This is a genomic window from Streptomyces sp. 7N604, assembly GCF_052245475.1.
In the GTDB taxonomy this organism is placed as follows: Bacteria; Actinomycetota; Actinomycetes; order Streptomycetales; family Streptomycetaceae; genus Streptomyces.
The window spans coordinates 1-14,908 of record NZ_JBQQBX010000028.1; the positions used below are offsets into that span (position 1 = coordinate 1).

A 14,908-nucleotide genomic window follows, 5' to 3' on the forward strand; every position below is an offset into this window, starting at 1 on the left:
CTTCATGGGGGCTGCGCCCACACCCAGGGGTTCGGCCCCCCATCCCGGAACCGCCTCGCGCCTCCGGCGCGAGTTTCCTACCCGCGGGCACGGTCACCGTCGCAGCCATCCGACTCCGGCTCCGCTCATGAAGCGCCGGACACGCCGTAGCACGCTCAGAACACCCCCGGGCAACCATGCCGCTGGAACGCCGGAGCGCCCCTACCCCATCGCCCGGTAGCAGGTCGTCTTGCCGGCCCAGCCGACCCATGGCGAGAGGCCCCTACCCGGCACATCCCGGTGGGGCCCCTCCCATTCACATCCCTCGCCCAGGTGGTTGCCCAAGCTGTCCGCCGGCTCCCGGAGCTCTTCAACCGGGATGGCCTGCGCCTTCCCCGCCTGTTCAGCCGCCCGACGCTCAAGGATTTCATCGGTTGGCCGTTGAGCCTCTGAGGTCTCTCAGGTGCCGCAGGTACCGCCACAGCCTTGGACCTCGACGTTGTCGATCGCCGGCCCGTAGGGGCCGTCGTTGGTGCTGGTGAACGCCAGGGTGGTGGAGGCGCTGGTGGCCTGAAAAGAGACGGTCTCGGTTACCCAACCCATGAGGCTGGGTGTGTTTCCGGTGGTGTCGAAGGAGAAGTCCTGGATGCTCTGCCCGTTGACGAGTACCTGGCCAGTCCTCAGCTCTGGACCCCCGCTTTCGGGGTTGCCGGCGAGCGAGTACGACACCACGTATTCGGCCCCGGGGTTCGTCGGGAAGGTCTGGGACAGTGCTCCTCGCCCCCATCCGTTCAGGTCTACCGACTGGGTGCCATCTGCGGCCTGCCAGCGCTGTCCGACGAGGTCCACGGGTCCGGACACATGCCACCCGTCGAGGCTTTCACCTTCCCTGAAACTCAACCAGTTGACCTCGGAGGGGACGGCAGGGCTTTCGAAGCTGCCTCCGGTGATGTCCCTGACCGATGGGGGTGAGCCGCTCATCTTGTTGGGGACGTGGGTTTCCACGGCGGTAGCGGTCCCGGAGAGCAGAGCGAGGGATGCGGCGGCGGCAGCGGATGCCCGTATGAAGAGCATGACGGTCCTCCTTGAGGGGTATCGGTGAAATTCCCTCATAGGCCGGCATGCGCTTTTGGGTTGAATGGCTACAGTTGGGCCGAGTGGGTGAAGAAGTCATTTCATCGACAATTGAGATGCTCTGTGATGTTTTCTCGGGTGACGTGGCGTCATGGTGGTCGCTCTGGAGTGGTTCGACCAGCTGCCCCCGGAGATCATCGGCCCCGGCGGCCCAGACGGCCCAGACGGTCCCGGCGGCCCCGGCAGCGATACGTAAGCGCGGCCCGCACCCTGCTCACGGCGCCCCCGGCTGGGCCTTGACCGCGACCAGGCGCGTACCGTCGAGCGTCCGCACCTCGAACCGGTCGATGTCCGCCCGGTCCATGGCCGCCGCGCCCTGGGCCCACAGGAATTCGTTCTGGCTCGCCGTGCCCGGAACGCCGTAGCCGCCCGGCGGGACGGACCATGTCGCGACGGTCTGCTCGTCACCGTTCCGGCCGACTGCGAGCAGCCGGCAGGTCAACGGGCCCCGAACGTTCTTGACTTCGAGTCCGACGTCCGTGCCCCAGTCCCGCTTCTCCATGCCGACCATGGCGGCCACCCCGCTGTCCGGGTCCCTGTGCCTGACCTTCTCGTCGAGCGCCAGCACCTGCTCCTTCGCGCTGGTGGGCGCCCCGGGCGCCGCCCCCGACCGGCCGAGGCCGGCCACGACCGAGCTGCCGAGGACGAGCGCGGCGGCGGCCGCGAGAAGGTATGTCCGGCGCTTACGGCCCGCCCGCCGGACCGCGGTGACCTCGCGCGTCATCCGGTCGATCAGCCCCGGGCTCGGCTGCGGCACCCAGGTCTCGCCCGGCGGCCACGTCGCCGCGAGCCCGGCCAGCAGCGATTCGAGGCGCGCGAACTCGCGCAGCTGTGCGACGCAGGCGGCGCACTCGTCCAAGTGCGCCTCGAAGTGCCAGGCGTCGGCCGGCTCCATGACGCCGAGCGCATAGGCGCCTGTGGCGAGATGCTGCTGCGTTGTCATCCATCGCTCCTTGTTCCCTATCAGGTACGGAGGGGAACGGCGATCGGCTCAACGCCGAGCGGGGCGAACGGAGGAGGTTTCGCCGGAATCGTCAGAAGAGGTGGATGGCCAGGTGGCCGAGGGGAAGCCCCAGCTGCCAGGCGGGGGTCCAGACCTTCGGCGCGTCCTCCTCGGCCTCGTCGAGCCCGGCGTCGCTCCACGGGCCGGGCGCGTCGAGGTCGGCGGCGAGCAGCTCGGTCTCGTCCAGCCACTGCCACGCGGCCTTGGCCAGCGCCAGGTCGGGGCTCCGGCCACCGGTGCCGCCGGAACCGCCCGCACCGTCGGAGCTGCCCGGACCGGCGGAACCGCCCGACCCGCGGTCCTCCTCCTCGAGGCGCTCCAGGCGCTCGCGGACCCACTCCTCCCACGGCTGGTCGTGGGCCGTCAGTGAACGCCAGTGCTCCAGCTGCGAGATGACGCGGATGCCGCCCAGCTCGCCCTCGGTGTCGGAGAGGAAGATCGTCAGAGCCAGGGCGTCCCGGCCGGCCCGGAACTCGAAGGTGGTCGGGGGCATGAGATCGCCGGTCCGCAGCAGCTCGTCGGCGATGTACTCGGCGTACATCCATGCCATGGGTACTGCCAACTCACCACCGCTGGTGCCGTTCGAGCGATCGGGGCGCATCCCGCAACACCTTCTTCCGGGCTCTAGCTCACGTGCGGTCGAGGGGGTCCCCCGAGCGCTGATTCTTCACCCTCACACACGCGCGGCGTGCGAGGTTTGCTCAATGCCCATGAGGGGTAATGCCGTCCGTCACATTTCCAGCCGGTACACGCGGCGGGCGTTGTCCGCGCAGATCATGGCCGCCACCCGCGCCGCGTCCCCGTGTGACCAGGCGCCCGCGGCGGTCCAGCCGGCCAGCAGCCCGGTCAGCGCCTCGCGGAAGAGCCGCGCGCCCACCACGTACAACTCGGGCAGGCCGTAGGCGTCGGTGGAGAACAGCAGCTTGCCGAAGGGGACCAGCTCGAGCACCTCGGCGAGGACGGCCCCGGCCCGCGCTCCGGCATGGCTCAGCGCGAGGCCCACATCGGCGTACACATGCGGGTAGGCGCTCGCCAGGTACGCGGCGCCCCGGTGGTACGGGTAGCCGTGCAGCAGGATCAGCGGGCAGCCGGTGGGGCGTACGGCGCGGACGAAGTCGGTCAGCAGCAGCGGATCGGCGCGGTGCAGGGTCACGTCCGGGTCGCCGAAGCCGGTGTGGAGCTGGAGCGGCAGCCCGGTCCCGGCGGCCGACCACAGGAGGTGGCGCAGCAGGACGGGGTCGGTCAGCCGCCCGCCCGGCGCGCGTCCTGCGAGCCAGCGCCGGGCCGCCTCGCGCACCTCGCCGGGGCCCGGCGGGCCCGGCGCGAAGTCCAGCCCGTACCGGTACGCGATCACCGACTTGAAGCCCGCGGCCGTCCGCGCGGCACCGCGCACCGCCTCCGCCAGGCCGTCGAGGAAGGACTCGGCCGTACGGGCGGCGTCGGCGGCGTCCTCGGCCAGCAGCTCCAGGCGTACGATCTCGCGCGCCGTGGCGCCGCCCAGCGCGGCAAGATCCTGAGCGGGCGTCAGATCACCCGGGCCGGGACCGGGACCTTTACCCGGCCCGCCGCGCGGTCCCGTGTCCACCAGATAGGCGGCGATCCCGGTGGCCCGCAGCAGCCGCCGGGTGACCTCGGCCGGGCCCAGCTCGCGCCGCCGGGCGAGATAGTGCGCGGGCGGGCAGTGCGGTTCGAGGCCGAGCAGCGGCGGGCACCAGCGGCGCACCGCGAAGCCCAGCTGGGTGTCGAAGGAGGTCGTGCCGGGTGCCGCGGGAGCGTCGGACTCCGTGAGGAAGGACTCGAAGGCGGCGGCGTCCAGGGCGGAGCGGGCCACGCCGTGGCAGTGGTGATCCACCAGGGGCGGCAGCGGCGGTGCCGCTGCCCCCGCGGACTCACGGGCCGCCCCCGCCGAGCGCGACGCCCCCGCCGAGTGCGCCCGCGCCCCAGCGGTCTCACCCGCCCCGTCCACCGCTCAGTACCTCCACCGGGTGGCGGCCGCGATGTCCTGCGGACCGGCCCCCTCGAACAGCGCCGCCTCCGCCCGCCGCACCGCTGCGACGGCCTCGAAGAGCGGATCGCCCAGCGCCTCGCGCAGCACCGCGGAACCCTCGAAGTGCCGCAGCGCCTCCGGCAGCGAGGTGGGCAGCCGGGCCTCCCTGCCCTCGTGCGCCGGGTCGCCCGCCACGGGCGGCGGCAGCGAGAGCCCCGCTTCCAGACCTGCCAGCCCCGCGGCGATCACCGCGCCCGTGACCAGATACGGGTTGGCGGCCGCATCGAAGCACTTGACCTCCGCGTTCGCGCCCCCGGGGTCGTCCGGGGCGCCGGTGATGAAGCGGATCGCGGCCTCGCGGTTCTCCAGGCCCCAGCACTGGAACACCCCGGCCCAGCGCGAGGGTTCGAGCCGCAGATAGCTCGCGGGGGAGGGCGCGCCGACGGCGAGCAGTGCGGGCAGCTCGCGGAGCACCCCGGCGAGGAACGCCTCGGCGACCGGCGTCATCCCGTACGGGCCCTCGCCGCCGCGGCACAGGTTCCGGCCCTCCTGCCACAGACTCAGGTGCAGATGGCCGCCGTTGCCGACCATGCCGGGCTCCACGGCCGGGGCGAACGAGGCGGCGAGCCCGTGCCGTACGGACACCGCGCGGACCGTCTCCCGTACCAGCACGGCGAGATCGGCCGCGCCGACCGGGTCCGCGGGCACGACGGACACCTCGAACTGCCCCGGCGCGTACTCGGGGTGGATCTGCATCACCTCGATGCGCTGCGCGACGAGAGCGTCCAGGACGCCGCCGACGTACTCGGAGAGCTCGACGATGCGGGTCATGCCATAGGCCGGGCCGCCGGTCGGGTAGCGCAGCTCCGCTCCCGCCCCTGCGCCCGCGGTCTCGCCGAGCGCGATGACCCACTCCGTCTCGAAGCCCATGCGCAGCTCCAGCCCGCGCGCCGAAGCCAGGCCTGCCATGCGCCGCGCGAAGAGCCGCTGGCACCCCGGGTGCGGGACGCCCTGCTGGTCGTACCGGTCGACCGGGGCCCAGGCCCAGCCGGGCTGCCCGGCCAGCGGGGTCAGCCGGTCGAGGTCGGGGAAGAGCCGCAGGTCGCCCCCGGGGCCGCCGATGTGGCGGCTGGTCGTCGCGGAGTCGTCGACGAGATAGACGTCGAAGACCGGGGACATCCCGATGCCCCAGCGGGCCGCCTGCGCGAGCCGCGCGGTGGGCAGGGCCTTGGTACGGGTGATGCCCGCGTTGTCCACCCAGGTGAGGGCGATACGGCGGACCCCCTCCGCGGACAGCTCCCCGGCCTCCTGCCGGGCCCGTTCCCGGGCGCGCTCCCGGTCGGCGGCTCCCGGGGGGCCGCTCACGCCTCGCCCGGGTGCCAGGCCGGCCACTCGCCGGGCCGGTCGGCCCAGTAGACCTGCTCCGGGTCGTCCAGGTCGAGACCGGGGAAGACCTGCCGCACCCGCGGTTCGAACTCCTCGCGCTCCAGGGGCTCCCAGCCGAGACCCTGCAGATGGACGAGGCGGTACCGGCTGTCGGTCTCGAACGGGGCCACGACGACCGGGAAGTCCGGCTCGGGCGTGTTCGGGGCGTTCTCCATGCCTCCAGGGTGCTCCGCGGCGGTCCTTCCGGCTAGCCAGGCCCTGTCCGGGCGATCACGAAGGGCCCCTTCGCCGCCCGGTACGGCTTCCCCAGAGCTTCGCCTGGAAGATGCCCCCAGCTGCGTTGTCGGAGTCGTCCGCCACGCCGCGCCAGCGGCACATCGACGCAGCGCCCAGTACGAGGACGATCTCCCCCAGACTCCGTCCGGGGGTGCCCCCAACGCCTTGCGATGCTCCCCCAGCTACCGCTGGGAGGTACTCCGGCACCGGACGACGCCTGGTCCGCCCGTGATCGCCCGGACAGGGCCTGGCGGCGCCGCGGACCGGCGGATAGTTGACTGGAGGGGTGACAGGGGTGAATGGAGCAGAGAACTGCCGGTTCTGCGCGATCGTCGCCAGCGAGGTGGCGAGCCACCGGGTCTTCGAGGACGGGACGGTGGTGGCGTTCCTCGACGCGCGGCCGCTGTTCCCCGGCCATGTGCTGGTGGTGCCACGGCGGCACTTCGAGACGCTCGCCGATCTCCCGGCGTCCGACGTGGGGCCGTTCTTCAGCCGGGTGCAGCGGATCGCGGGAGCCGTGGAGCGGGCCATGGAGGCCGCCGGGTCCTTCGTGGCCGCGAACAACCGGGTCAGCCAGTCCGTACCGCACTTCCACGTGCACGTCGTACCGCGCAACCGCAAGGACGGGCTGCGCGGCTTCTTCTGGCCGCGCACCCGCTACGCCGACGAGGCGCAGGCGGAGGAGGTCGCGGCCCGGGTGCGGGCGGCGCTGGACGCCTGATCCGGCCCGCTGTCCGACGGCATCGGCAGCCGTTTGCATGTTCGGTCGTTTTGGGATGGAGTCGGAGTGTCAGGGATGTAGCCAGTCCTGCGGGGTTTCCTCGTCTCCCCGGGCTGGGGGTGGATCATGTTCGCCGACCGTGCCGAGGCGGGCCGCCTGCTGGCCGCGCAACTGGAGCACCTCAGGAACGAGAATCCCGTCGTCCTCGGACTGCCGCGCGGCGGAGTCCCCGTGGCGCATCAGGTCGCCCGGGCCCTCGGCGCCCCGCTGGACGTCATCCTGGTCCGCAAGCTCGGCGTCCCCTCCCACCGGGAGCTCGGCTTCGGCGCCATCGGCGAAGGCGGGGTGCGGCTCGTGCACGAGCACATCGTCGCGATGAGCAGAGCCGACGACGCGGCGCTCGCGGCGGTCGAGCACACCGAGGAGGCGGAACTCCGGCGGCAGGCCGAGCGGTTCCGCCGCGGCCGCGAGCGGGTCCCGGTCGAAGGCCGTACGGCCATCGTGGTGGACGACGGCATCGCGACCGGCGCGACCGCGTCCGTGGCCTGCCGGGTGGCGCGGGCCCAGGGGGCGGCCAAGGTCGTGCTCGCCGTACCCGTGGCGCCGCCCGACGCCGCGGCCGCCCTGCGCGTCGAGGTGGACGAGCTGGTGTGCCTGTCCACGCCCGCGGCGTTCTTCGCGGTGGGGGAGTGGTACGAGGACTTCTCGCAGACGCCGGACTCGGAAGTCGTCGACCTGCTGGCCCAGAACACCGTCCCGGCCCCGCCCCACGACCCGGTGGAGCCCGCGTACCCCTCCGACCCTGCCGACCCCCCGGAGACCGAGATGCGGAGGGAAGTGGAGATTCCCGTGCCGTCGGACCGGGTCCGGCTGCCGGGCGACCTCCGCGTCCCCGCGGGCGCGCCGGGTGTCGTCGCCTTCGCGCACGGCAGCGGCAGCAGCCGGCACAGCCCGCGCAACCGCGCCGTCGCGACGGCGCTGAACGAGGCGGGCCTCGGAACCCTCCTCTTCGACCTGCTCACCCCCGACGAGGAGCTCGACCGGGCCAACGTCTTCGACGTCGAGACGCTGGCCCGCAGGCTGGCGGAGGCGACCCGCGTGCTGCGCCGCGAGCAGCACGTCCTGGTGGGCTACTTCGGGGCGAGCACGGGCGCGGCCGCGGCGCTCTGGGCCGCAGCGGAAGGCAGCGCCGAGGGCAACGGCATCGCCGCCGTGGTCTCCCGGGGCGGCAGGCCCGACCTCGCCGGGCCGAAGCTCGGCGACGTACGGGCCCCCACGCTGCTCATCGTCGGCGGCCGGGACGAGACCGTGGTCGACCTCAACCGCCAGGCGCAGTCCCGGATGACGTGTGAGAACCGGCTCGCGGTCATCCCGGGAGCCACCCATCTCTTCGAGGAACCCGGGGCGCTGGACGCCGTCTCCGACCTCGCACGGGACTGGTTCCTCGACCATTTCAAGGCGCATTCTGGAAGGTGACGCTGGAGGTGAAAGCCATGGAAACCACGGTCGGATGGCACGTCGACATGGAGTTCCGCGAGGTCGACACGAAGACCGAGGCTGCCGCCCTTCTGAGACTCCAGGACGGTACGGAACTGCGGGCGCACGGGCGGGCCAACAAGCACCCCGACGACCCGGAACAGCCACGGGTCGGCGAGGAGATCGCGGCCGCGAGGGCGCTGAACGACCTGGCGCGCCAGCTGCTGGCGAAAGCGGGCGTGGAGATCGAGGAGGTCACGCACCTCCGGGCGCACCTGGCCATGTGAGGTGCCGTGCGGGACCCGGGGTCCGGGCCCGCGCCGCGGGAGAGCCCGCGGCGCGGGCCCGAACTAAAATGGTGGTGTGGTCCGGCGCAATGAAGAGGTCGAGGCGCTGCTTCAGGAGTACGCGGACCTCGTCCTGATCACCGGCGGAGACGCGTTCAAGGCCCGCGCCTACGAGAAGGCGGCACGCGCCATCGGCGGCTACCACGCCGACGTCTCGAAGCTCGACGCCGAAGGACTCCGCGAGATCCCCAACGTCGGAAAGTCCATCGCGGACAAGGTGATCGAGTACCTGCACACCGGCACGATGCCCGCCGTCGAGGAAGTCAGGTCCCGTATCCCCGCGGGCGTACGCCAGCTCATGGCCATCCCCACCCTCGGCCCCAAGAAGGCCATGACCCTCTACGAGGACCTGCACATCTCCTCGGTGCCCGAGCTCCTCGACGCCATCCACGAGGAGCGGCTGCGCGACCTCAAGGGCTTCGGCCCGCGGACCGAGGAGAACATCCTGCACGGCATCGGGCTGATGCAGGCCGCGGGCGACCGGGTGCCGATCAACGCCGCGATGGAGGTCGCCGAGGAGATCGTGGCCGAGCTGTCGGAGATCGCCGGCTGCGAGAGCTGTACGTACGCCGGTTCTCTCCGCCGGATGCGCGAGACCATCGGGGACGTGGACATCCTCGTCGCGGCGGGCCGCTCCGAGCCGTTCATGGACGCCTTCACCCGGCTGCGGGACACCGCCGAGGTCATCGCCCACGGCGCGAAGAAGACCTCCGTCCGCACCACCAAGGGCCTCCAGGTCGACCTGCGGGTCGTGCCGCCCGACTCCTGGGGAGCGGGCCTGCAGTACTTCACCGGCTCCAAGGCGCACAACATCCGCACCCGCGAGATGGCGGTGCACAACAAGCTCAAACTCTCCGAGTACGGCCTCTTCCACGCCAAGAGCGGAAAGAAGATCGTCTCCGAGACCGAGGAGGAGGTCTACGCCCGGCTCGGCCTGCCCTGGATCCCGCCGACGCTGCGCGAGGACCGCGGCGAGGTCGCCGCGGGACTGCGCGGCGAGCTGCCGGACCTGGTGACCGAGGCGGACATCCGGGGCGACCTGCACACTCACACCAGCCTCACCGACGGCCTCGCGACGCTGGACGAGATGGTCGAGGCGGCCGCGCGGCGGGGCCTGCGCTACTACGCGATCACCGACCACGCCCCCAACCTCTACATGCAGCGGATGACCGACGAGAAGGTGTTGGCCCAGCGGACACGGGTACGCGAACTCGACGGCAGGCACCGGAAGATGCGCCTGCTGCACGGTACCGAGCTCAACATCGACCCGGAGGGAAAGGTTGACTGGCCGCAGGAGTTCCTCCAGGACTTCGACCTCTGCGTGGCGTCCGTCCACTCGCACTTCAACCAGAGCCGGGGCGCCCTCACCCGGCGGTTCCTCACCGCCTGCGAGAATCCCGCGGTCAACATCATCGGCCACCCCACCACCCGGATCATCGGCAAGCGCCCCGGCCTCGACGTGGACCTCGACGCGGTGTTCGCCGCCTGCGCCCGCACCGGGACGGCACTGGAGATTAACGCCCACCCCGACCGCCTCGACCTGTCCGACGAGCACATCCTGCGCGCCAAGCGGCACGGCGTGAAGTTCGCCGTGAACACCGACGCCCACTCGCCGCTGCACCTGGAGTACCTGCGCTACGGGGTGGGCACGGCGCAGCGGGGCTGGCTCACCGCGGAGGATGTGATCAACACCTGGCCGCTGGAACGGTTGCGGCGTTTTCTCCGCAAGGGCGGCACTGCGGGCGCATCGTCCTAGTCTGGTAGTACTCATTTGTCCCCGAGCCTGGGGGAGATCATGGAACTCGGTTTTCTCAAGCCGCTCTTCGACCGTCCGGGCCCATGGGCCTCGGTGTACATCGACACCACGCGCGCGACCGAGGACGCGCCGGCACAGCAAAGGCTCCGCGAGCGTGCCATCGCCGGCCAGCTCATCGACACCGGCGCCGACGCCTACACCACCCGGGCGGTGATGAAGAGGCTCGCCGACGAGCCCGTGGCCGGGTCGCCCCCGGGCCGGGCGCTCTTCGCAGCGGGCGCCGAGGTCGTCCTCGACATCCCGCTCGCCCGTTCCCCGATCGTCGGCGAGGCCACCTGGTCGACTCTGCCGCACATCGCACCGCTGCCGGGTCTCGTCGACGACCTGCCGCCGTGCCTGGTCGCGTACGTCGACCGCACCGGCGCGGATCTGGAGTTCCGCGACGCCTACCGGCGCGAGCCCGTGGGCCGTGCGGAGGGCAGGGAGTGGCGCAACCACCGCAGCCTCCCCGAGGACCGGTACGAGTGGCACTACCGGAACAAGACCGAGAACATCTGGAACGAGAACGCCGAGTTCATCGCCGCCGAGATCGCCCGGCGCTGGCCGGAGAGCGGCGCGGAGGTGCTCGTGCTGGTCGGCGACCCGCGCGAGCGCAGGGCCGTGCACAACGAGCTGCCCGAGCAGGTCCAGGCGGTCGCCGTCGAGGTCGAGCGCGGCAACAGGTCCTCCGCCGACGGCCAGCTCGACCGGCGGATCGCCGAGGTCCGCGAGAAGCAGGCGCGCACACGTCTGGAAGGCGCCCTGGAGCGCTTCCGCATCGGCCGCGGCCGTCCGGGCGAGCACAGGGCCGGGCCCGTCGACACCGGCCCCGGAGAGGCCGCGGAGGGAGTCCCTGCCGTGGTGAACGCGGCCCGCTCCCACCAGGTGGCCACGCTGCTGCTGGCCCAGGCCGCTTCGGACGCGGGCCGCGACGTGTGGATCGGGCCCGAGCCCGACCAGATCGCGGTGCAGCGCTCCGAAACCCAGGCGATGGGCGTCGCCAAGCCCGAGCGGGCGCGCGCGGACGACGCGCTGATGCGATCGGCCGCGGTGGCCGACGCCGAGCTGCTGCTGGTCCCGGAGGGGATGCCGGGGCCCGCGGGCGGGCTCGGTGCCGTCCTGCGCTGGACCTTCTGACCGCGGAGGCGGTGTATGGCGCGCGCTGACACGGATAGCGCTGACACGGATAGCGGCGACAGGCCCGGTACGGGGCGCAGCGCGGAGGCGGACGGCCTCCGCACTGCCGGCTCCGTGGCGCACCGGCTCATCGCCGCCCACCTCGTGGCCGGCCGGATGGAGCCGGGCGAGGAGATCGGGCTGCGCGTCGACCAGACCCTCACCCAGGACGCCACCGGCACCCTGGTCATGCAGGAGCTGGAGGCGCTGGGCCTGGACCGGGTGCGGACCGAGGTGAGCGTCCAGTACGTCGACCACAACATCCTGCAGGCCGACGAGCGCAACGCCGAGGACCACATCTTCCTCAGGTCCGGCGCCCGGCGCTTCGGGCTCTGGTACTCCAAGCCCGGCAACGGCGTCTCGCACCCCACCCACATGCAGCGCTTCGGCATCCCCGGCAAGACCCTCGCCGGCTCCGACTCCCACACCTGCGCCGCCGGCTCGCTCGGCATGCTCGCCGTCGGCGTCGGCGGCCTCGAAGTGGCGCTCGCCATGGCCGGACGCCCCCTCCACCTGCGGATGCCGCACATCTGGGGGGTCCGGCTCACGGGCGAGCTGCCCCCTTACGTCAGCGCCAAGGACGTCATCCTGGAGATGCTGCGGCGGCACGGCGTGAAGGGCGCCGTCGACCGGATCCTGGAGTACCACGGCCCGGGCCTGGCGAGCCTCACGGCCATGGACCGGCACGTCATCGCCAACATGGGCGCCGAGCTCGGCGCCACCGCCACCGTCTTCCCCGCCGACGACGCCGTACGGGCCTTCCTGCGTGCCGAAGGCCGGGAGGAGGACTTCACCGAGATCACCGCGGAGCCGGGCGCCCGCTACGACCTGGACGAGGAGATCGACCTCTCCGCCCTGGAGCCGCTGATCGCCAGGCCCAGCTCGCCCGGCAACGTCGTGCCCGTACGGGACGTGGCCGGCGAGCCGGTGTCCCAGGCCGTCGTCGGGTCCTCGGCCAACCCCGGCCTGCGCGATTTCGCGATCACCGCCGCCATGGTCAAAGGGCGCCAGACGGCCCCGGGGGTGAGCTTCGACGTCAACCCGACCTCCCGGGAGATCCTCCAGGACCTGACCCGGATGGGCGCCACTTTCGACCTGATCGCCGCTGGCGCCCGGATTCACCAGGCCGGGTGCCTGGGCTGCATCGGCATGGGCCAGGCGCCCGCCGCGGGTCGCAACTCGCTGCGCACCTTCCCGCGCAACTTCCCCGGCCGCTCCGGCACCGAGGAGGACGCCGTCTGGCTGTGCTCCCCGGAGACCGCCGCGGCCTCCGCGCTGACCGGCGTGATCACCGACCCTCGCGAATGGGCCGCCCGCGAGGGCGTGAAACCTCCCGAGCTCGCCCTTCCCGAGGAGGCCGCGGTCAACACGGCATCCCTCGAGCCGCCCCCGCCACCGGAGGTGGCCTCCGGCCTCCCGCTCGAGCGCGGCCCCAACATCTCCGCACTCCCCGCCCTGGACCCCCTGCCCGACGCCCTCGAAGGCCCCGTCCTGCTGAAGGCCGGCGACAACGTCTCCACCGACGAGATCTCCCCCGCGGGCGCCAAGGCGCTCCCGTACCGCTCCAACATCCCGAAACTCGCCGAGTTCACCTTCACCCGGCTCGACCCCGAATACCCACGGCGGGCCGCCGGGACGGGGAAGGGCGCCGCACACTTCGTCGTCGGCGGCGACAACTACGGGCAGGGCTCCTCCCGGGAGCACGCCGCGATCACCCCGCGCCATCTGGGCCTGCGGGCCGTCATCGCCAAGTCCTTCGCCCGCATCCACTGGCAGAACCTCGCGAACTTCGGCGTCCTGGCCCTGGAATTCGACGACCCCGGCGACTGGGACCGGATCGCGGCCGGGGACCTGCTGCGCCTGGACGGCCTGCGCACCGCACTCGCCCCGGACGCCGCGCCCGCCCTGCGGGTGCACAACACCACCAGGGGCGAGGACTACGCCGTGCACCACCGGCTCTCGCCGCGCCAGCGAGAGACGGTGCTCGCGGGCGGCATCATCCCCAGGCTCGCCGCGGAAGCGGAATCCGCCGCGGAAGCGGAATCCGCCGCGGAAGCGGAATCCGCCGCGGAAGCGGAACCCGCTGCGGAAGCGGAACCCCCGGCGCGGGAGTAGAAACGAATGAGCGGGTCACCCGCTGCGTTGAGCACACCGCTGTCGTACCCGGCTGCCGTCACGCCTGCCGAGGAGGGATTCCCGTGCCGATCGCGACTGTCAACCCCACCACCGGGGAAACGCTCAAGACCTTCGACGCACTCGGCAGCGAGGAGATCGACACCCGGCTGGACCGCGCCCAGCGGGCGTTCCGCGAGCACCGGGTGACGTCATTCGCCCGCCGGGCCGAGCTGATGCGCGACGCGGCGGAACTGCTCGAGGCGGACCGGGACGACATCGCCCGCACCATGACCCTCGAAATGGGCAAGACCCTGAAAGCGGCGCGCGCCGAGGCCGCCAAGTGCGTGAAGGCCATGCGCTGGTACGCGGACCACGCCGAGGAACAGCTCGCCGACGAGCGCCCGCGGTCCGCCGACGTCGAGGACTCCGGCGGCTCCCAGGCCATCGTGCGCTACCGCCCCATCGGACCGGTCCTCGCGATCATGCCGTGGAACTTCCCGCTCTGGCAGGTCGTACGGTTCGCCGCGCCCGCGCTGATGGCCGGGAACGTCGGGCTCCTCAAGCACGCCTCGAACGTCCCGCAGACCGCGCTCTACCTGGAGGACCTGTTCCGCAGGGCGGGCTACCCCGAGGGCTGCTTCCAGACGCTGCTGGTCGGCTCCGACGCGGTCGCGGACATCCTGCGCGATCCCCGGGTCGCCGCCGCCACCCTCACCGGCAGCGAGCCGGCGGGCCGCGCCGTCGCCTCCATCGCGGGCGATGTGATCAAGAAGACCGTCCTCGAGCTGGGCGGCAGCGACCCGTTCCTGGTCCTGCCCTCGGCCGACCTCGACCGGGCCGTGCCGACCGCCGTCACCGCCCGCGTACAGAACAACGGGCAGTCCTGCATCGCCGCCAAGCGCTTCATCGTGCACACCGACATCTACGACGCCTTCGCCTCGCGCTTCGTCCAGTCCATGTCAGCACTGGCGGTCGGCGACCCGATGGAGGAGTCCACCGACGTGGGACCGCTCTCCAGCGAGCAGGGCCGGCGCTCCCTGGAGGAGCTGGTCGACGACGCCCGGGGGCGCGGCGCCACGGTCCTGTGCGGCGGCGACCGGCCGGAGGAGCGGACCGCGGGCTGGTTCTACGAACCCACGGTGCTGGCCGACGTCACCCCTCAGATGCGCATCCACTACGAGGAGGCGTTCGGGCCCGTGGCCACGCTCTACCGGGTCGCGGACCTGGACGAGGCGGTCCAGGTCGCCAACGACACCCCGTTCGGCCTGAGCTCCAACGTCTGGACCCGGGACGCGGCCGAGCAGGAGCGCTGCGCGCGGGACCTGGAGGCCGGAGGCGTCTACTTCAACGGCATGACCGCCTCACACCCCGGGTTCCCGTTCGGGGGTGTGAAGCGGTCGGGCTACGGGCGCGAGCTGGCCGGCCACGGCATCCGCGAGTTCTGCAACGCGACGACGATCTGGCACGGCGCCCCCGCGCCCTGACCTCCTCTCCTGTTCGGTCGGTGCCGGTG

General features: G+C 72.4%; 13 protein-coding genes. 7 read left to right on the plus strand and 6 right to left on the minus strand.

Annotation, left to right across the window (positions count from 1 at the left end):
• Nucleotides 1-438: 438 nt before the first annotated feature.
• The 6 genes from ACTWP8_RS27940 to ACTWP8_RS27965 form a co-directional block, all read right to left on the minus strand.
• The gene (locus ACTWP8_RS27940) at nucleotides 439-1,053 is read right to left on the minus strand and encodes a choice-of-anchor C family protein (RefSeq protein ID WP_443324868.1); all 615 of its coding nucleotides are present in this window, start codon (nucleotides 1,051-1,053) and stop codon (nucleotides 439-441) included.
• A gap of 274 nt (nucleotides 1,054-1,327) precedes the next feature.
• Complete coding sequence (locus tag ACTWP8_RS27945; protein ID WP_443324869.1) at nucleotides 1,328-2,056, minus strand: zf-HC2 domain-containing protein; 729 nt, start codon at nucleotides 2,054-2,056, stop codon at nucleotides 1,328-1,330.
• Nucleotides 2,057-2,147: 91 nt separating this feature from the next.
• Nucleotides 2,148-2,717 carry a hypothetical protein gene (locus ACTWP8_RS27950; protein WP_443324870.1) on the minus strand — a complete coding sequence of 190 codons (570 nt, stop codon included), beginning with the start codon at nucleotides 2,715-2,717 and terminating at the stop codon, nucleotides 2,148-2,150.
• A gap of 129 nt (nucleotides 2,718-2,846) precedes the next feature.
• A complete protein-coding gene (locus ACTWP8_RS27955) occupies nucleotides 2,847-3,980 on the minus strand; it encodes an amidohydrolase family protein (protein WP_443324962.1) in 1,134 nt (377 codons plus the stop codon).
• 105 nt (nucleotides 3,981-4,085) lie between these two features.
• A complete protein-coding gene (locus ACTWP8_RS27960) occupies nucleotides 4,086-5,468 on the minus strand; it encodes a glutamine synthetase (protein WP_443324871.1) in 1,383 nt (460 codons plus the stop codon).
• The gene (locus tag ACTWP8_RS27965; RefSeq protein ID WP_443324872.1) at nucleotides 5,465-5,704 is read right to left on the minus strand and encodes a hypothetical protein; all 240 of its coding nucleotides are present in this window, start codon (nucleotides 5,702-5,704) and stop codon (nucleotides 5,465-5,467) included. Before ACTWP8_RS27965 ends, ACTWP8_RS27960 begins: the two co-directional genes overlap by 4 nt.
• A gap of 356 nt (nucleotides 5,705-6,060) precedes the next feature.
• Between ACTWP8_RS27965 and ACTWP8_RS27970 the strand changes: the two genes are divergently transcribed.
• The 7 genes from ACTWP8_RS27970 to ACTWP8_RS28000 all read left to right on the plus strand — a co-directional run bounded on the left by ACTWP8_RS27970 (nucleotide 6,061) and on the right by ACTWP8_RS28000 (nucleotide 14,879).
• Complete coding sequence (locus ACTWP8_RS27970; protein ID WP_443324873.1) at nucleotides 6,061-6,486, plus strand: HIT family protein; 426 nt, start codon at nucleotides 6,061-6,063, stop codon at nucleotides 6,484-6,486.
• A gap of 123 nt (nucleotides 6,487-6,609) precedes the next feature.
• A complete protein-coding gene (locus ACTWP8_RS27975; protein ID WP_443324963.1) occupies nucleotides 6,610-7,962 on the plus strand; it encodes a phosphoribosyltransferase family protein in 1,353 nt (450 codons plus the stop codon).
• A 17-nt stretch (nucleotides 7,963-7,979) separates the two neighbouring features.
• Nucleotides 7,980-8,249, plus strand: coding sequence for a DUF1876 domain-containing protein (locus ACTWP8_RS27980; protein ID WP_443314962.1), 270 nt, complete (start codon nucleotides 7,980-7,982; stop codon nucleotides 8,247-8,249).
• 76 nt (nucleotides 8,250-8,325) lie between these two features.
• Complete coding sequence (gene polX / locus ACTWP8_RS27985) at nucleotides 8,326-10,065, plus strand: DNA polymerase/3'-5' exonuclease PolX (protein WP_443324874.1); 1,740 nt, start codon at nucleotides 8,326-8,328, stop codon at nucleotides 10,063-10,065.
• Nucleotides 10,066-10,104: 39 nt separating this feature from the next.
• Nucleotides 10,105-11,241: a baeRF2 domain-containing protein gene (locus ACTWP8_RS27990; RefSeq protein WP_443324875.1), complete on the plus strand. Its 1,137-nt coding sequence runs from the start codon at nucleotides 10,105-10,107 to the stop codon at nucleotides 11,239-11,241.
• A 15-nt stretch (nucleotides 11,242-11,256) separates the two neighbouring features.
• Complete coding sequence (locus ACTWP8_RS27995; RefSeq protein WP_443324876.1) at nucleotides 11,257-13,395, plus strand: aconitate hydratase; 2,139 nt, start codon at nucleotides 11,257-11,259, stop codon at nucleotides 13,393-13,395.
• Nucleotides 13,396-13,478: 83 nt separating this feature from the next.
• Nucleotides 13,479-14,879, plus strand: coding sequence for an NADP-dependent succinic semialdehyde dehydrogenase (locus ACTWP8_RS28000; RefSeq protein ID WP_443324877.1), 1,401 nt, complete (start codon nucleotides 13,479-13,481; stop codon nucleotides 14,877-14,879).
• Nucleotides 14,880-14,908: the final 29 nt, after the last annotated feature.

What these genes read in the sequence shown, in the direction of transcription:
- ACTWP8_RS27980 (WP_443314962.1), top strand. Translation starts at nt 7,980, where the DNA reads ATGGAAACCACGGTCGGATGGCACGTCGACATGGAGTTCCGCGAGGTC.
- ACTWP8_RS27990 (WP_443324875.1), top strand. Translation starts at nt 10,105, where the DNA reads ATGGAACTCGGTTTTCTCAAGCCGCTCTTCGACCGTCCGGGCCCATGG.
- ACTWP8_RS27940 (WP_443324868.1), bottom strand. Translation starts at nt 1,053, where the DNA reads ATGCTCTTCATACGGGCATCCGCTGCCGCCGCCGCATCCCTCGCTCTG.
- ACTWP8_RS27995 (WP_443324876.1), top strand. Translation starts at nt 11,257, where the DNA reads ATGGCGCGCGCTGACACGGATAGCGCTGACACGGATAGCGGCGACAGG.
- ACTWP8_RS27950 (WP_443324870.1), bottom strand. Translation starts at nt 2,717, where the DNA reads ATGCGCCCCGATCGCTCGAACGGCACCAGCGGTGGTGAGTTGGCAGTA.
- ACTWP8_RS27965 (WP_443324872.1), bottom strand. Translation starts at nt 5,704, where the DNA reads ATGGAGAACGCCCCGAACACGCCCGAGCCGGACTTCCCGGTCGTCGTG.
- ACTWP8_RS27945 (WP_443324869.1), bottom strand. Translation starts at nt 2,056, where the DNA reads ATGACAACGCAGCAGCATCTCGCCACAGGCGCCTATGCGCTCGGCGTC.